General features: G+C 66.6%; 13 protein-coding genes. 6 read left to right on the top strand and 7 right to left on the bottom strand.

The genetic code is table 11. The features are described from left to right. Window positions 1-65 precede the first annotated feature (65 nt). A complete protein-coding gene (locus AC1RTQ_RS00510; protein WP_302093205.1) occupies window positions 66-635 on the bottom strand; it encodes a restriction endonuclease in 570 nt (189 codons plus the stop codon). Between the two features lie 123 nt (window positions 636-758). Between AC1RTQ_RS00510 and apbC the strand changes: the two genes are divergently transcribed. Both apbC and AC1RTQ_RS00500 read left to right on the top strand, forming a co-directional pair. Continuing rightward, the gene (gene apbC, locus AC1RTQ_RS00505) at window positions 759-1,850 is read left to right on the top strand and encodes an iron-sulfur cluster carrier protein ApbC (RefSeq protein WP_492873608.1); all 1,092 of its coding nucleotides are present in this window, start codon (window positions 759-761) and stop codon (window positions 1,848-1,850) included. Next, window positions 1,850-2,821 (top strand): LysR family transcriptional regulator, encoded by a 972-nt coding sequence (locus tag AC1RTQ_RS00500; protein ID WP_492873607.1) that lies wholly within the window; start codon window positions 1,850-1,852, stop codon window positions 2,819-2,821. Before apbC ends, AC1RTQ_RS00500 begins: the two co-directional genes overlap by 1 nt. On the opposite strand, the gene AC1RTQ_RS00495 is transcribed toward AC1RTQ_RS00500, so the two are convergent. The 5 genes from AC1RTQ_RS00495 to AC1RTQ_RS00475 all read right to left on the bottom strand — a co-directional run bounded on the left by AC1RTQ_RS00495 (window position 2,818) and on the right by AC1RTQ_RS00475 (window position 8,738). Then, window positions 2,818-5,184 (bottom strand): xanthine dehydrogenase family protein molybdopterin-binding subunit, encoded by a 2,367-nt coding sequence (locus AC1RTQ_RS00495; RefSeq protein WP_492873605.1) that lies wholly within the window; start codon window positions 5,182-5,184, stop codon window positions 2,818-2,820. The two genes, AC1RTQ_RS00500 and AC1RTQ_RS00495, sit on opposite strands and share 4 nt — an antisense overlap. A 107-nt stretch (window positions 5,185-5,291) precedes the next feature. Beyond that, the gene (locus AC1RTQ_RS00490; RefSeq protein ID WP_207442777.1) at window positions 5,292-5,987 is read right to left on the bottom strand and encodes an isochorismatase family protein; all 696 of its coding nucleotides are present in this window, start codon (window positions 5,985-5,987) and stop codon (window positions 5,292-5,294) included. Beyond that, window positions 5,984-7,069: a 2,5-dihydroxypyridine 5,6-dioxygenase NicX family protein gene (locus AC1RTQ_RS00485; protein WP_492873603.1), complete on the bottom strand. Its 1,086-nt coding sequence runs from the start codon at window positions 7,067-7,069 to the stop codon at window positions 5,984-5,986. Before AC1RTQ_RS00485 ends, AC1RTQ_RS00490 begins: the two co-directional genes overlap by 4 nt. 50 nt (window positions 7,070-7,119) lie before the next feature. Beyond that, the gene (locus AC1RTQ_RS00480; RefSeq protein ID WP_492873601.1) at window positions 7,120-7,947 is read right to left on the bottom strand and encodes an alpha/beta fold hydrolase; all 828 of its coding nucleotides are present in this window, start codon (window positions 7,945-7,947) and stop codon (window positions 7,120-7,122) included. Window positions 7,948-7,958: 11 nt separating this feature from the next. After that, window positions 7,959-8,738, bottom strand: a complete 780-nt coding sequence (locus tag AC1RTQ_RS00475) for a maleate cis-trans isomerase family protein (protein WP_302089308.1) — start codon at window positions 8,736-8,738, stop codon at window positions 7,959-7,961. A 322-nt stretch (window positions 8,739-9,060) separates the two neighbouring features. Between AC1RTQ_RS00475 and AC1RTQ_RS00470 the strand changes: the two genes are divergently transcribed. From AC1RTQ_RS00470 to AC1RTQ_RS00455, 4 genes are all read left to right on the top strand, one after another. Further along, complete coding sequence (locus AC1RTQ_RS00470; protein ID WP_043006135.1) at window positions 9,061-10,218, top strand: FAD-dependent monooxygenase; 1,158 nt, start codon at window positions 9,061-9,063, stop codon at window positions 10,216-10,218. A 95-nt stretch (window positions 10,219-10,313) separates the two neighbouring features. Next, entirely contained in the window at window positions 10,314-10,871 is a 558-nt protein-coding gene (locus tag AC1RTQ_RS00465) for a (2Fe-2S)-binding protein (protein WP_302089310.1), read from the top strand. Next, a complete protein-coding gene (locus AC1RTQ_RS00460; RefSeq protein WP_492873598.1) occupies window positions 10,868-13,840 on the top strand; it encodes a c-type cytochrome in 2,973 nt (990 codons plus the stop codon). Before AC1RTQ_RS00465 ends, AC1RTQ_RS00460 begins: the two co-directional genes overlap by 4 nt. A gap of 342 nt (window positions 13,841-14,182) precedes the next feature. Further along, the gene (locus AC1RTQ_RS00455) at window positions 14,183-15,499 is read left to right on the top strand and encodes an MFS transporter (protein WP_302089312.1); all 1,317 of its coding nucleotides are present in this window, start codon (window positions 14,183-14,185) and stop codon (window positions 15,497-15,499) included. A gap of 92 nt (window positions 15,500-15,591) precedes the next feature. Here the strand turns inward: AC1RTQ_RS00455 and AC1RTQ_RS00450 are convergent, their stop codons facing one another. Continuing rightward, window positions 15,592-16,035 carry a MarR family winged helix-turn-helix transcriptional regulator gene (locus AC1RTQ_RS00450; protein WP_492873596.1) on the bottom strand — a complete coding sequence of 148 codons (444 nt, stop codon included), beginning with the start codon at window positions 16,033-16,035 and terminating at the stop codon, window positions 15,592-15,594. Window positions 16,036-16,258 lie beyond the last annotated feature (223 nt).

Below are 16,258 nucleotides of genomic sequence, written 5' to 3'. Positions count from 1 at the left end.
GACGGTAGGTGAGCCTGGCCATCGAGCGTGCCGACGGCGCCCTGGGGGGCCGTCGGCCGCAGGCGTCAGCTCTTTTTCTGGTTCTTGGCGATCAGCGTGGCGATGGACTTGGCATCCAGCACCACCAACTGATTCTGCGCGGCCCAGCTGGCGGCATTCTCGCCCAGAGGCTGCAGAGCCACGTAAACGCAGAGATCGGCTTTGAGCTTGTGTTGCGCGGCCTGCAACTCGCGCAGCGGCTCCACGCCGTGGGCGGCGGCTTTCCAGCGGCGCGCGCCGACCACGCTGGTCTGGCCGTTGCGCGTCAGCAGCAGATCGGCGCCGGCCTGGTTCAGGCGCTGAACCTCATAGCCTTCGGCTTGCCAGGCCGTTTGCAGCTGTGCGCTGAAGTCGGCCCAGGACTGCTCGGCCATCACCTGTTGAATCTGCTCCAGCCTTGCCGGGCTGGGGGCCCGCAGCTGCCTGTAGCAGGCAATGCAGCCGACGACGAAGAATGGGAAGGCGCCCAGCGCGGCAAAAGGCGAAATGTCTTTGGGGAATACCGCCAGCGACACCAGCACCACGGCAGCGCAGATCGCAAAGCTGATCCACCAGCGCGAGCGCATCAGGACTGCGAACAGGGAATTTTCGGCCATCTTCAGTTTCACGGGCTGTCTCTCAAATCTTGGGCAAAGGGCTGCATTGTCTCCTGTGCACAGGGGTTGGACAGCTTCGCTAGACTATCCCTTATTGAAGAAACCTCTGGAAAACTAAATCCAATGGCTGTTACAGAACAAGCGCTTCTGAGCGCGCTGGCCACCGTGCTTGATCCGCACACTGGCAAGGACTTTGTGAGCACGCGCGCCCTGCGCAATCTGCAGATCGCGGGTGACGATGTGTCGTTCGACGTGGAGATGGGCTATCCCGCCAGCAGTCTGCATCCTGCGCTGCGCAGCCAGTTCATCGCTGCGGCCAGGACGGTGGCCGGCGTGGGCAATGTCTCGGTCAACATCACCACCAAGGTGGCCTCGCATGCCGTGCAGCGCGGCGTGCAACTGCTGCCCGGGGTGAAGAACATCATCGCCATCTCCTCCGGCAAGGGCGGCGTGGGCAAGAGCACGACCACGGCCAATCTGGCACTGGCGCTGGCCTCCGAAGGTGCGCGCGTGGGCATTCTGGACGCCGATATCTACGGCCCCAGCCAGCCCATGATGATGGGCGTCTCGGGCAAGCCCGAGAGCCACGACGGCAAGACCATGGAGCCGCTGGAGAACCATGGCGTGCAGGTCATGTCCATCGGTCTGCTGGTCAACAACGACCAGGCCATGATCTGGCGCGGCCCCATGGCCACCCAGGCGCTGGAGCAGATGCTGCGCCAGACCAACTGGAAGGATCTGGACTATCTGCTGGTGGACATGCCGCCCGGAACCGGTGATATCCAGCTGACGCTGTCCCAGCGCGTGCCCATGACGGGCGCCGTGGTGGTGACTACGCCCCAGGACATCGCCCTGATCGATGCCAAGAAGGGCATTCAGATGTTCGAGAAGGTCGGCGTGCCGATTCTCGGTCTGGTCGAAAACATGGCCGCCCATGTCTGCACCAATTGCGGCCATGTCGAGCATATCTTTGGCGCTGACGGCGGCAAGAAGATGGCCGGCGAGCAGAACATCGACTATCTGGGCGCGCTGCCCCTGTCGCTGCAGATCCGTCTGCAGGCCGACAGCGGCAAGCCCACGGTGGTGGCCGATCCCGAGAGCGAAGCCGCCCAGGTCTACAAAAAGGTCGCCCGCGATCTGGCCGTGAAGGTGGCTCTCAAGGCCAAGGACTTCTCCAGCAAGTTCCCCACGATCACGGTTAGCAGCAATACCTGATGAACCTTCTGACCTCCATGCGTTATCTGGTGGCGCTCAACGAGCACCGCCATTTCGCAAGGGCGGCGCAGGCCTGCCATATCACGCAGCCTGCACTGTCCAATGCGCTCAAGGCGCTGGAGGAGGAGTTCGGTGTCGTCATCGTGCGCAGGGGCCGGTCGTTTGCAGGTTTCTCGCCTGAGGGCGAGCAGGTGCTGGCGACAGCTCTGGCCATGCTGCGCGCAGAGGAGGGCTTGCGCCAGGAACTGAGCGCTGCGGCAGGAGCGCTGCGCGGCCAGTTGCGCATGGCCGCCGTACCCACGGCCATGCCCATGCTCACGCGCTTTGCGGCCATGCTGCGCCAGCGGCATCCCGGCATCATGCCTGTGGTGCTGTCCATGAGCTCGGCCGAGATCGAGAGCGGGCTCGAAGATCTGTCCCTGGACCTGGCTTTGGGCTACAGCGCGCGCATGCCGTCGCGCGGCCCGCGCCTGCAGTCCTGGCCTCAGTACCAGGAGCACTACTATCTGCTGTGCCGGGATACGCAGTGCGACAGCCGCCCCTTTGCTTTTGGGGCCGACATCGCCTGGAGCGAGGTGGCCGGCATGCCGCTGTGCCTGCTCACCCCCGACATGCACAACCGCACGGTGATCGACGAGGCCTTTGCCGCCGTGCAGCGCGAAGTGCAGCCCGCCATGGAAACGAATTCCGTGCTGAGTCTGGTCATGGCCGTGGCCGAAAGCATCCCCAAGGATGGAGGTGCCATGGTCACCGTGCTGCCTGGTGCCATGGTGGCCACGGTGCGCCACATGCCGGGCCTGATCGCGCGGCCGTTGCGGTCGCCCGAGTTGGTCACGCCTATAGGCTTCATGACTCAGCAGGGCATGGCACCCACGCGGGCTCTGTTGGCCGCGCTGGAGTTGCAGGACGATGCCGGATGGCGCGTGCAGTGCCTGCGGCACGCGGGGGCGTTGAAGGACTGGGCGGTTTAGGCGGGCTGGGGCCGCTGGCCTGCCAGCGCAGTCTCTGGCGCGGCATTCAGTGCAGTATTCAGCGCTGCGCGCACCACGTCGGGCGTGAAGGGCGCGGCGTAGAAGCGCCGGCCGGTGGCGTCGAACAGGGCATTGGCCAGCGCGGCCGGGCCGGGGACCGAGGCCGATTCGCCCGCGCCCATGGGGGGCTCGTCCTGGCGGGGCATCAGCACGACTTCGATGGGCGGCAGATCGCGGAAGCCGATGATGGGGTAGCCGCCCCATTCGCGGCTGGCCACGCCATGCTCGTTGAAAGCCACCTTCTCCATCAGGCTGCGGCTCAGCGTTTGTATGACGTTGCCGTGGATCTGGTGGCGCACGCCGTCGGGGTTGATCATCATTCCCGTGTCCTGGCCCACGACCAGGCGCTGCACGGCGATGCGTCCGCTGGCGGGGTCCACGGTGATGTCGATGACCCAGGCGGCCCAGGCCGCGCCAAAGCCGGGAAAGCGGCTGTGGATGTAGCGCGCATAGGCTATGCCGCGCCCGTGCAGCAGACCGTCGGTGCCGGGCTGTCCCCGGCTCCCGCGCTGGCCTTGCTGCCATTGCGCATGGTGGGCCGTGGCATCGATCAGCTCGACGGCACGTGGGTCGTCCAGATGGCGAACGCGGTAGTCCACGGGGTCGGCATCGGCCGCATGGGCCAGCTCGTCGATCATGCAGTCGTGGGCAAAAGAGTTGGGCAGGGCCGAGACGCCGCGCAGCCAGGACGAGCGCACGATGGGTGCCATGTCATGGCAGGCGATGCGCTGGCTGGGGTAGCGGTAGGGCGGCACGGCTGTGCGGTCGCCCATCTCCAGCGTGCGCGGCTCGCCCGGGATGCGGCCCGTGAGCAGCAGGGCCAGCAGCGGCGCGTCGTTGGAGGGGTAGCGCACGGCAAAGTCGTAGGCCAGCAGCTCGCCCCGGGCGTTGATGGCAGCGCTCACGTCCATGAGCTGGGCCGTGCCCTTGGGCTCCCACTGGTGTTCCTGCTCGCGCGTGAGCTGAACGCGCACGGGCGCACCCACGGCCATGGACAGCAGGGCGGCGTCGGCGCAGACATCGTCGGCACAGTTGCGGCCGTAGCAGCCGGCCGCCTCCAGGCGCACGATCTCGATGCGATCTTCGCCCAGCTGCAACAGGCGGTCCAGATCGGTGCGCAGCATGTGGGGGTTCTGCGTGCCGGCCCAGAGCTTGAGGCGGCCCTCGCTGAAATCGGCAACGGCGCAGGACGGGCCGATAGAGGCATGCATCTGGTAGGGCCAGACATAGCTGCGGCGCAGCATGGTGGCTGCACCCGTGCCGACGCCCGTGCCCGTGCCCGTGCCCGCGCCCGCGAAGGCGTCATCCACGGGGCCTTGATCGACCAGGGCGCGGTGTTGGGCGGGATTGGCGCGTATCGCCGCAGCCAGATCGGATAGGTCCGGCGCAGGCGGCACGGCCTGCCATTGCACGCGCAGCGCGCGCATGGCGGCAATGGCCTGTTCTTCGCGGTCGGCGACCACGCCGACGAAATCGCCTTCGGTGACCACCTGCACGTTGCCGGGCAGGTGGGCCACGGAGTCGCGCTCCACGGCCACCAGGCAGCGGCCGATGAAGCTGCCGCCGTCGCGGCCCGGATGCGGCGGGCGGATGACACGGCCATGGCGCATGCCGGGCACGCGCACATCGTGGACAAAGCTGAGTTCGCCCGTGGCCTTGGCGGGAATGTCCACGCGCGCCGCGCCACGGCCGACCAGCCGGTAGTCGCTGGCGGGCTTGAGCTTCACTTCCTGCTCGGGTGGGGCCAGGGTCAGCTGCAGTTGCTGGCCGCGCAGCAGCTCGCCATAGCCGAGTTGGCGGGCATCGCTGCCATCGGCAAAGCACACCACGCCTTCGCGTGCCTGTAGCCGGTCCGCCGCCACGCTCCATCGCTGCGCGGCCAGCGCCAGCAGCTGCTCGCGCGCCTGGGCGGCAGCTCGGCGCAGCGGCACGGCCGAGATCTGGATGCTGGCGCTGGCAATGGTCGGACCCTGGTTGGGGGCGGCGGCCGTGTGGCCCAGCACCATGTCCAGGCGCTCCAGTGGCACTTCCAGTTCTTCGGCCACGATCTGTGCCAGGGCCGTGCGTATGCCCGTGCCCAGGTCCACATGGCCGTTGAAGGCCAGGGCGCGCCAGCCCTGTGGTGCGGCTTCGTCGGCCAGCACGGCCACGAAGACCTCGGGCGTGGACTGCACATAGTCGGTGGCCGTGCCGGGCTGGCCGGGCGCAGGGCGCGGCGGCGCCACGGGCTGGCGCACCACGAGCAGGGTGTCGGCGCGCGTGAGCAGCTGTGCGTGCAGGGCTTGGGGCTGGGGCAGGTTCATGGGGCGGTGTTCTTCGCGGACACGCTTTCAGGCGTGCCCTGTGCATGTTATGCACTCCGGGGCCGGCTGCGCAGGGCCGGCCCCATAGGCGCGTTGGCGCGGTGGGATCAACCTGCGGCGAGGGCGTCGGTGTCGGCGATGGCCTGGCCCAGCGGCATCACCGCCGCGTACTTCTGGGCCATGTCGAACAGGTTGGCCTCGTGCGGGCCCAGGGCGCGGTCGCCGCAGCAGTCGGCCACCACCAGCGGGCGAAAGCCCGACTGCATGGCATCGACCACGCTGGCGCGCACGCAGCCGCTGGTCACGCAGCCGGCCACCAGCAGGGTCTGCACGCCGCGCTGGGCCAGCCAGGGTGCGAGCATGGTGCCGAAGAAGGCCGAGGGCGTGCTCTTGCGCACCACGTATTCGCCAGCGGCCGGGGCCAGCTGGGGCACGATGGCGCTGTTGGGGCTGTCTTCCTTCAGGGTCAGCATGCCGGGCACCTTCAGGCAGAAGATGTTGTGGTCGGCATCGTCGTCCGAGAACACGATGCGGCTGTGCGCCACGGGCCAGCCGCGCTCGCGCGCATGGGCCAGCAGGTGCTGCGTCTGCGCGATGGCTTCGGGGATGTTGCCGCCGCCGAAGACGGCCGGGTCGGCAAAGCCGTTGACGAAGTCGATGATGAGCAGGCCGAACGGGGCCTTGAGCGGCAGCGGCGTGCCGAAGCCCTGGCGTGCATAAACCGAGATGTCAGCAGAGATGTCGCCCTGCACGCCCTCGGTGGGAACGCTTTGCGTGCTGGTGGTGGCGGTGGCGGTTGTCATGCGATGTCCTTTCCTGGCTTGGACCTTTTGGCGGCGCGCGCCAGTCCTTCCTTGTCCTGCACCACGCCGTTGATGACCGTGGGCTTGCCATCCAGTGCCACCGAGCAGTGGCGCATGGGGATGTCGATGTGGCAGGCCGTGGTGCGGCTGCCGCCGGCCTCGTTGTTGGGTCCCATGGACCACAGGAAGTTGCCCTCGAAGGCACGCGCATCCATGCCGATGTGGGTTTCCTTGTCGTAGTGGGCCAGCATGGACCAGTGAGCGCGTGGCTGCAGCCCCCAGCCGATGTGGGAGACGGCGTAGGCTTCGGGGTCCTCGTAGGAGGCCATGTATTCCTTGAGGATGTCGGCCTGCAGGCCGCCGCTGATGCGCGTGACGTAGCCCTTTTCGATGACGAGTTCGATGGGCTCGGTCACGTAGTCCTTCATGGGCAGCAGGATGTCGCCCCGGTCCAGCACCACGCGGCCGTTGCTCTCGCCTTCGTCGGGCCAGGTCAGCACGAAGCCGCTGGGCCAGTGGTCCCAGCGGCCGGGCTGGTCCACGAAGCCGTATTCGCAGATGGCGGGGAAGCTGCCCAGGCGGCAGCGCAGGTCGGTGCCCGCGGCCGAGGTGATGTGCATCTGGCTGGCGGCTTCGATGAGCCGGGATGCCGCCTGCACGCGCGCACGGTCACCCTCGGTGGGCACCAGGCGGCACAGCACCTCGGGCGGCTCCACGGCCAGCAGGATCTTGGTGCCGGTCTGCAGGATCTCGTGCTGCTCGGGCGAGAACAGCAGGGTCATCAGATCCAGCACCAGATCGCTGGCTTTGAGCGCGGCGATGGCGGCGGGGTTGCCGGTCAGCGGCGTCGTGCCCAGGTAGGCCAGCGAGTCGCGGCTCAGTGATTTTTCGGCGTTGACGGGCGGCAGGTCCAGGCGATTGACGCGCGCCCCCATGTCGCTGGAGGCAGCAATGGCGCAGCGCAGTGTCTGTGGGTGCGTGTCGGCGCCCGTGAGCACGGTGACGGTCTGGCCGGCTTCGAGCCGGGACAGCGTGAGCACCTGCTTCCAGGCGTGGATCAGATCGATATCGCTGACGGACATGGTCGGCTCCTTGGTGTCGCGATGAAAGGAAAAAGGCGGCTGGCGGGCATTCAGTCCACCCGCTCTCCGAGGAAATCGCCCAGGGCGGCGTAGAAGCCGGCCTCGTTGTCCCAGGGAATCATGTGGCCGGCATTGGGTACGCGCACATGCGCGGTCTGTGGGGCCAGGCTTTGCCACTCGGCCACGTCCTCGCTGCGCACCACGTCGCCGCGCTCGGCCGTGACCAGCAGCAGCGGGTGCTGGATGCGGGGCAGGTCGGCATGGATGTCGTCACGGCCGAAGTCCTCGAAGCTTTGCACGATGGCCGGCTCGTGGCAGGTGTGCAGCCACTGGGCGCGCAACTGGCGCTGCTCTTCGGTCCAGGTGGGGCAGAAGGCGCGCATGGCTTCGGCGTCCATGCCCAGCGTGGCCTGGCGGATGGAGTCCACATACCAGGGCAGGGCGGCCGGGTAGGCGCGGCGGCCCGGGCCGGAGACCGGTGGATCGACGATGACCAGGCGGGTGAGTCCCGCCGGCTGGCTGCGCGCGGCGCGCACGGCAATGCGTGCGCCCATGGAGTGGCCGACCAGCGCCCAGCGCGAAAGGCCCAGTGCCTGGGCGAAGGCGGTCACGTCGGCCGCCTGGGCATCGAGTCCATAGTCCAGGCCCGGGCCCGAGGACGACAGGCCGCGCCCGCGCACGTCCAGCACATAGGTGTCGAACTGACGGCCCAGGTGTTCGGCCACAAAGCCCCAGGTCACGGCCGGGCTGGTGATGCCGGGGATCAGGATGACGGCGTCGCGCTGCGCGCGCTCGCCTTTGGTGCCGCCGTAGCGCAGATAGTGCTGGCGTATGCCGTTGGCGTGGACGTTGCCGCCGTAGAGAAAAGTGCTGGTCATGCGGTTTCTCCTCAGGCCTTGGCCGCCGTGTCGTAGGGATAGGCGCCCGACAGCAGCGCACCTGCGCCCGGCACCACGGGGTCCAGGCCCAGCTCCTTGAGGATGGCGTAGGTGGTGGCGATGGAGGCGGTCAGCACGGGCTTGCCGGTTTCGGCCTCGACCTGGGCCACGGCCGGCAGCGAGGGCATCTGCACGCAGGCCGACAGCACGATCACGTCGGCGTCGGCGTAGTTCATGCCGGCCACGATGCCGGGCAGCTTGGCAGGATCGTGGCGGCCCACATCCAGGTTGTCGGGGATCTCCAGCGCGCGCCAGTCCACGATCTCGAAGCCTTCGGCAGCCACGTAGTCCATGACCAGCTGGGTCAGCGGAATCATGTAGGGCGCCACCAGGGCAATCTTCTTGGCACCCATGACCTTGAGCGCTTCCACCAGCGCGCCGGCGCTGGTGATCACGGGGGCGGTGGCGCCATTGCTGGCCGTGCGCTCGGTCAGGCGCTGCTGCGAGACGCGGTGGTAGCCCTTGCCCATGGCCATGATGGCCACCAGGCAGGCATAGCCCAGCACATCCACCCGCGCGTCGCTCAGCTCCAGCGCGCAGCGGTCGCTTTCGGCGTCCATGGCGGCCAGCTCTTCCTTTTGCACCTTCTTCATGCGCATGCGGCTGGAGTGGAAGGTGAAGCGATCTTGCGGGCGCAGTGTGGAGTGGGCCTGCAGCATGGCCGGCACTTCGGTCTCCATGGTGGTGTTGGAGCTGGGGACGATCTGGCCGATGCGGAACGTTGGGGTCATGACTTGCCTTTGCAGAGTTTTGAGGGTTTCTGATCAGAATCAACTGAGTGTGTACGCTTTATTCTTGCAAAAGATATGCCGTCTTGCAAATGACGTTTTACTCGGTGTTTGTACTTATTTGGTGCGGAAATTGCACCAAAAATGGGGAATTTCAATTTATTCTGCCGCCACATGGTGCATGCGTAATTTTAAAAAATTAAGTGCATACACCTGAATTAGGCGTTTTGTTGCCTGGCACGCTTCCTGCTCTCAAGCATTCATGGACGCGCCGAAGCAACGGTTGCCCCGTCTGGCTTTCAACATTCCTGCAAGGAGAAAAACTGTGTCTCAATCCCCTCGAATCGCCGTTGTCGGTGCCGGTCTCGGCGGGGCCGCTGCTGCCAAGCTGCTGCTCCAGGAAGGCTTCAATGTCCGTGTCTATGAGCAGGCGCCCAGCTTCTCTCGCCTGGGGGCAGGCATCCACGTCGGTCCCAATGTGATGAAGATCCTGCGCCGCATCGGCATCGAGGACGCGCTCAATGAGCAGGGTTCGCATCCCGACTACTGGTACAGCCGCCACTGGCAGACGGGCGACGTGCTGGCCCAGATCCCGCTGGGCGACTACGCCGTCAAGGAATACGGTGCCAGCTATCTCACCGTGCACCGCGGCGACTTTCATGCGCTGCTGATCGAGGCCCTGCCCGACAGCGTGATGGCCTATGGCAAGTTCCTGACCAGGGTGGAGGATCGGGGCAACGTGGTGCTCATGCACTTCGCGGACGGCACGACCGAAGAGGCCGACATCGTCATCGGTGCCGATGGCGTGAACTCCCGCATTCGCGAAGAGTTGCTGGGCCCCGAGCTGCCCAAGTACGCCGGCTACCTGGCCCACCGCGCCGTATTCCCCACGCCCGAGGTCAAGGCCGGCATGCTGCCCTTCGATGCCTGCGTGAAGTGGTGGAGCGATGACCGCCACATGATGACCTACTTCGTCACCGGCAAGGCCGACGAGCTGTACTACGTGACCGGCGTGCCCGTCGAGAAGTGGGACCTCGACGACCGCTGGCTGCCCAGCAGCAAGGAAGAGATGCGCGAGGCCTTCTCGGGCTGGCACCCTACGGTGCAGGCGCTGATCGACGCCACCGTGGAAGTGACCAAGTGGTCGCTGCTGGAGCGCGATCCGCTGCCGCTGTGGAGCCGTGGCCGCCTGGTGCTGCTGGGGGATGCCTGCCATCCCATGAAGCCCCACATGGCCCAGGGCGCGGCCATGGCCATCGAGGACGGCGCCATGCTGGCGCGCTGCCTCAAGGAAGTTGGCGCGCACAACCATGAGCTGGCCTTCGCGCTGTACGAGGCCAACCGTGCCGAGCGCGCCAGCAAGGTGCAGCGCATCTCGCACGACAACACCTGGCTGCGCACCAACGAGGATCCGTCCTGGTGCTTCGGCTACGACGTGTTCAACGTGCCCCTGGTCGAGCCCAGGGTCAAGGCCGCTGCCTGATACTCGCTGCCCTGCCGGACAGGGGAGCAATACTCCTCTCCCGTCCGGCAGCAGAACGCCGACATCCTGAACCGCAGTTGCAAGAGCCTCGCCCCATGGGAATCCCAGTTCATTCAAGTAGCCACTCCCACCTCATAGTCCTGCAGGTCAATGCACACGCATGCGAGGTGCCGGCCGCGCCAGGGACGGCGCTGCTGCATGTGCTGCGCAATGACCTGGAGCTGAACGGGCCCAAATACGGCTGCGGCCTGGGTGAGTGCGGTGCCTGCACGGTGCTGATCGATGGCGTGGCCGCGCGTTCCTGCGTGATCCCCGTGAAGGCGGCTGTGGGCCGAGAAGTGACGACGCTGGAAGGCCTGGGATCGCGCCAGTGCCCGGGCCCCACACAGCAGGCCTTCATTGACTGCCAGGCGGCCCAGTGCGGCTACTGTCTCAACGGCATGATCATGACGGTGGAGGCCCTGCTGCGTCGCAACCCGAACCCCACGGAGCAGGAGCTGCGCAACGAGCTGCACCACAACCTGTGCCGCTGCGGCACGCATGTGGAAATCATGCAGGCGGCCCTGCGCGCCGTGCAGCTGCGTGCGCAACGCGCCACGCTGCAAGCACCCTCCGGCGTTCCATCTTCCAGCACGGGCGAGGTCCAGCCATGAGCACGGCCGACAACATCCCCGCTCTGCCTTCCGAGCTGCTGCACGGCCTGGCGCTGCGCCCACCCGTCGCGGCCTGGGACGGGCTGTGCTACCGGGGCAGCGTGCCCGCCCATGCGCGGCTGGACCAGGCGCAGGCTATGGCCGGCGTGGTGGCAGCCGTGCAGCGCGAACATTTTCTGGGCGTGGTGGCCGTGGCGCCCGTCCATGCGCGGCAGGCGCTTGCCAGTCTGGTGCCTGTCTGGCAGGACGGGCAGGCGGCCTTGCCGCATCGCCCAGTCTCTCACTCCCCCGGATCACAGGAATCCCACGAGTCGATCGATACCGGCCGCTATGTCTGGCGCATGGCCGGTGCGGGTGCCGGTTGCGGCACGGCACGCGTGGCCGCGTGGTGCCTGGACGGCCATGCAAGCCTCTGGCTGCCGCCTTGCGAAGTCGACGTACGCCAGATGATCGGCCGTGAACTGGCCGCGCTGCTGCAGTGCCAGGAATCCGCGCTGCGGCTGTTCAGTGTGCCGGCCATGGGCTCTGGCGGCGTGCATCCACTGGACCTCATGGATGCGGCCGCTGATGCGGCACTGCTGTCCCATGCCGTGGGCCGGCCCGTCAGCGTGGCCTGCGAGGCCGGGACTGCGGGCATCGGCGACAGCTGCGAGCTGGTGCTGCGCGTGGATGCGCAGCCTTCGCAGGCGCTTGAAGCGGGTACGACGGTGCAGGCCCATGCAGGCAAGGCATCGCTGCGGCCCGAGCTGCTGTCTGACACCCCCTGGGCCGTGCGTCCCAGCATGGCGCGCCTGCTGAGTCAGCCCGGCCTGACGCGCGCTGCGGCCCTGGCCACGGTGCTCGGTGCCGGCGAAGTGCGCGAGTGCAAAGTTGTGGCCAGCCTGCGGCATGCCGGTGTCGACGATCTGAATGCCGCCCAGGTCTTTGCCCGTGAAAGCCACTGGCATGAGCAGGCCCTGGGCCTGGGGCAAGACCCTCTCCAATGGCGCCTGCAGCACCTGCCCGAAGGCCCGGTGCGCGATCTCGCGCAGCAGGTGGCCGAGCGTGCGCAGACGTCGCCGCAAGACTCCATTCCGCAAGACGCCGATGGCCGCCTGCTGGGCCGGGGCTTTGCCACTGCCCAGTTGCAGACTCTGGATGCACAGGGCACCGACCTGCATGCCTGGAGCGCCTGGGTGGCCGAGGTGGCCGTGCATCCGCTCACCGGCGAGATCGAGGTCACCCGTGTTGTGGCTGGGCATGACAGTCGCAGTCTGCAAGCGGCCCGGGCTGCCAGTACGCGGCCCGAGATCTTGCAGCAGGATTCGCCGTTGCTGGCCGATGCGCGCCGGCTGCTGGGCACGGCCCCCGCTTTTGACGACTGGGCTGGCTCCGTCGCTTCCGCTGCCGGTTTCGATGTGATCGCCAGGCCTGGTTCCGATCTGGCGCAGCATGCACGCGGCGATGTAGGGCCCATCCGCCAGGGCGATCTGGCGCTGGACGGCGTGGCCACGCTGCCCGCCGCCGCCGCCATTGCCAACGCCATTCACCATGCAACGGGCGTGCGCCTGCGCGAAGTGCCCTTCCAGCCCGAACAACTGCGCCTGGCCTTGGCCGGCGAGGGCGCGGGCAAGCCATCCATTGCCAAGTCCGGCCGTGGCTGGGGCTGGCTGGCTGCAGGCGCCGCGGGCCTTGCCGGCATGGCCGCCATGGCCTGGCCGCTGAAGCCGGCCCTGCCGCTGACTGATGGGCCGGACGTCTCACTGTACTCGCCGCAGGCCCTGGAGCGCGGCCGCCTGGTGGCGGCTGCGGGTGACTGTGTGGTCTGCCACACGGCATCGGGCGGTGCCTCCAATGCGGGAGGCTTGGGGCTGGAGACGCCGTTCGGCACCATCTACTCCACCAACATCACGCCCGACAAGGAAACCGGCATCGGGCGCTGGTCTTATGCGGCCTTCGAGCGCGCCATGCGCCACGGCATCCACCAGGATGGCCGCCAGCTGTATCCGGCGTTCCCGTACACGGCCTTCGCCAGGCTCAGCGATGGCGATCTGCAGGCCCTCTATGGCTACCTGATGTCCCAGCCCGCCGTGAAGGCCAAGGCCCCCGAGACGCAATTGGCCTTTCCCTACAACCTGCGCCCGGCCATGGCCGGCTGGAACCTGCTGTTCCACGATGCCACGCCCTTCAAGGCCGACCCCGCGCGCAGTGCCGAATGGAACCGGGGCGCCTATCTGGTCGAGGGCGCGGGCCACTGCGCGGCCTGCCACTCGCCGCGCAACGCACTGGGGGCCGAAAAGAGCGGCATCCACTATCTGGGCGGTGGCGAGGCCGAAGGCTGGAGCGCCCCCGCGCTCAACCAACTGGCCGGCGGCAAGCTGCCCTGGAGCCGCGAGGAGCTTTACCAGTACCTGCGCACGGGCTTCTCGGCCCGCCATGGCGTGGCGGCGGGGCCCATGGCGCCCGTCATCCATGGCCTGGCCCAGTTGCCTGAAGCCGATGTGCGCGCCATGGCCAGGTATCTGACGGAACTGCCGGGCCAGGATGCGCTGGAAGCGCAGCCGGCGCTAGCCCAGGCCGCGCCCCTGGCTCCTCTGACTGCGACTGCGGCCGCATCGGTGGCCATGCAGGCGCCGGCGGTGGAGCGCCAGGTCAACGGCGAGCGCATCTACCAGAACGCCTGCGCGGTCTGCCATGAGGCGGGCAGCGGGCCCACGCTGTTCGGCGTCAAGCCTCTGCTGGCCCTGAACACCAACCTGCATGCCGCAAGCCCGGACAACCTGGTCCAGGTCATCCTGAACGGCATCCAGACACCCGCTGACGATGCGCTGGGCTATATGCCCGGCTTCAGGGACAGCCTGGACGACAAACAGATTGCGGACCTGCTCGGATATTTGCGTCAACGATTTGCACCGGAGGAAAAAGCTTGGCCAGACGATACGAAGACGATTAAGCGGCTGCGCGCTCAGGTGCAGGCGCATGCGCCCTAGGGGCGGCAATGGGCGGCGGCACGGGCGATGCCGCGGATATGGATCTCTTGCCCTGGAATCTCTCCAGGGTCCGGGTCCGGACATCTGATGCTGGGGACAGGGGATGGACAGCCACGGACGGAGCTATCGATATGCCGACCGTATGGAATGTGCCCATCGCCTGGATGCAGATACCGACATCTGGAATCTTTTTCATCGGTCCATGGAAATGGCGCCGAGGGAGTGGTTCGTTCTGGATGTGTGATGGGTGGAAAGCACTGTACGAATAGGCCGGGGCCGAATGGCGGTGCTTGCGAGAAAGACAGATTCAACAATTGCGATGGCTAAAAAAGGAGTCCCTGCATGTCATCTACATATATTTCAGTGGAAAAAGGCATCCAGACTGCGGGTGTGGGCAAGTTTCAGTACCGGCTGTTCGTGATCTTCGGCCTGGTCTGGCTGGCGGACGCCATGCAGGTGCTGTCCATTGGTTTCAGTGCGCCGTCCATTGCCAAGACTTTCGGCAAGACCGTGCCCGAGGCGCTGCAGACCGGCACCTTCTTCTTCATCGGCATGCTGATCGGCGCCTTCGTCTTCGGCAGACTGGCAGACCGCATAGGCCGCCGCCCGGTGCTGATGATGGCCGTGGTGATCGACGCCTTCGCCGGCGTGGCTTCGGCTTTTGCACCCGAGTTCGCCTGGCTGCTGGTGCTGCGCTTCATCACCGGCATCGGCGTGGGCGGCACGCTGCCCGTGGACTACACCATGATGGCCGAGTTCCTGCCCAGTGACCGCCGTGGCCGCTGGCTGGTGCTGCTGGAGTCGTTCTGGGCCGTGGGCACCATCTTCCTGGCCATCCTGGCGCTGGTAGCCGTATATTGGGGCGAGGATGCCTGGCGCGTGATCTTTTTCGTGACCGGACTGCCGGCGCTGATCGGCGTGGTGCTGCGCTTCTACATCCCCGAGTCGCCCATGTACCTGAACCGTAACGGCAAGTCCGAGGAGGCGCGCAAGGTGCTGCAGCGGGTGGCCAAGGTCAACGGAACCACCGTGGAAATCCCCCCCCTGCAGCCTGAAAAGCAGGAGCGCAAATCCATCCTCGCGCTGTTCAACGGCGACCTGCGCCGCCGCAGCCTCTCGCTGTTCCTGGCCTGGGCGCTGATCTCCATCGCCTACTACGGCGTCTTTGTCTACCTGCCCGTCAAGCTCAGCAGCGAGGGCTTCGCCTTCATGCGCGGCCAGGTCTTCCTGGTGGTGCTGGCGCTGGTGCAACTGCCCGGATTTGCGCTGTCGGCCTACGGCGTGGAGCGCTGGGGCCGCAAGCCCACGCTGATCGGCTTCCTGCTGCTCAGCGCCGTGGGCTGCATGCTCTACAGCCTGGGCTCCTCGCCCTTTGTGGTGATCGGATCGACGCTGCTGATGAGCTTCTCGCTGCTGGGTACCTGGGGCGCGTTGTATGCCTTCACGCCCGAGGTCTACCCGACCGACCTGCGCGCCAGCGGCATGGGCATGGCAGGCGCCGTGGCGCGCTTCGGCGGCCTGTTCGCCCCGGCCATCATCGCGCCCATCATGGCCACCCACTTCACCCTGGCCCTGGCCGTGCTGTCCGCCATGCTGGTCGGTGGTGCGCTGTCGATCTGGGCCGTGGATGTGGAATCGCGCAACCGGGCGCTGGATTGATGACGGCCTGAGCTGACGGAAGGGTCGGCTCAGCAAAAAGGCCAGAAGGATTGCTCCTTCTGGCCTTTGGTTTTTTGGAGGGCTGCAACGGCTCAGTCGCAGTCGCTGCCTTCCAGCATCTTTCTGAGCAGGAAATCCAGCGCCAGACGCTCCGCAGGATTGAGCTTGCCGTAGGTGCTTTCGGTGATCTGCTTGGCAAAGGGCTCCATGTCGCGCACCAGATCCTGACCGGCTTCGGTGAGGTTGATGACGACCTTGCGCCGGTCCATGCGGTCATGCTCCACCTGCACCAGTTCGCGTTGCTTGAGCCGGTCCACCACGCCGCGTATGGTGGCCTGATCGATCACCGTGGCCTTGACGATGTCGGCGAGCGAGCTGCCTTTGTTGTCACGCACGGAGCACAGCACCACGAATTGCGCCGCCGTGAGCTGAGAGTCGGGAATGTACTGCTGAAAAAGCGCGGCATGCCTTTGATAGACGCGTCGCAGCAGGTGGCCGATCTGGTCCGAAAAGTGATAGCCATCCTGTGGCGTCATGGCTGATGGCGGCTGCTGAATCATGGTTCGTGTGAGCTTACCAAAAATCACGCCAATTACCGTGATCTGCGACAAGTCAGGCACATGGACAGACGCTGCAAAACCGCGTCAAAGCAGCACATGCGGCAAAGGAGAGCATCAGGGCCTGCAGGCATATCGGTGCAGGCTGCCAGCTCATTCGCGCATTGAATGGTGCAATCAGGAATATGAATTTGACGGCGTA

The organism is Comamonas sp. GW821-FHT11H03, assembly GCF_058807955.1.
The sequence above is the reverse complement of the archived record's forward strand: the minus strand, read 5'-3'. Positions and strand labels throughout refer to the sequence as shown.

What these genes read in the sequence shown, in the direction of transcription:
- AC1RTQ_RS00510 (WP_302093205.1), bottom strand. Translation starts at nt 635, where the DNA reads ATGGCCGAAAATTCCCTGTTCGCAGTCCTGATGCGCTCGCGCTGGTGG.
- apbC (WP_492873608.1), top strand. Translation starts at nt 759, where the DNA reads ATGGCTGTTACAGAACAAGCGCTTCTGAGCGCGCTGGCCACCGTGCTT.
- AC1RTQ_RS00500 (WP_492873607.1), top strand. Translation starts at nt 1,850, where the DNA reads ATGAACCTTCTGACCTCCATGCGTTATCTGGTGGCGCTCAACGAGCAC.
- AC1RTQ_RS00495 (WP_492873605.1), bottom strand. Translation starts at nt 5,184, where the DNA reads ATGAACCTGCCCCAGCCCCAAGCCCTGCACGCACAGCTGCTCACGCGC.
- AC1RTQ_RS00490 (WP_207442777.1), bottom strand. Translation starts at nt 5,987, where the DNA reads ATGACAACCGCCACCGCCACCACCAGCACGCAAAGCGTTCCCACCGAG.
- AC1RTQ_RS00485 (WP_492873603.1), bottom strand. Translation starts at nt 7,069, where the DNA reads ATGTCCGTCAGCGATATCGATCTGATCCACGCCTGGAAGCAGGTGCTC.
- AC1RTQ_RS00480 (WP_492873601.1), bottom strand. Translation starts at nt 7,947, where the DNA reads ATGACCAGCACTTTTCTCTACGGCGGCAACGTCCACGCCAACGGCATA.
- AC1RTQ_RS00475 (WP_302089308.1), bottom strand. Translation starts at nt 8,738, where the DNA reads ATGACCCCAACGTTCCGCATCGGCCAGATCGTCCCCAGCTCCAACACC.
- AC1RTQ_RS00465 (WP_302089310.1), top strand. Translation starts at nt 10,314, where the DNA reads ATGGGAATCCCAGTTCATTCAAGTAGCCACTCCCACCTCATAGTCCTG.
- AC1RTQ_RS00460 (WP_492873598.1), top strand. Translation starts at nt 10,868, where the DNA reads ATGAGCACGGCCGACAACATCCCCGCTCTGCCTTCCGAGCTGCTGCAC.
- AC1RTQ_RS00455 (WP_302089312.1), top strand. Translation starts at nt 14,183, where the DNA reads ATGTCATCTACATATATTTCAGTGGAAAAAGGCATCCAGACTGCGGGT.
- AC1RTQ_RS00450 (WP_492873596.1), bottom strand. Translation starts at nt 16,035, where the DNA reads ATGACGCCACAGGATGGCTATCACTTTTCGGACCAGATCGGCCACCTG.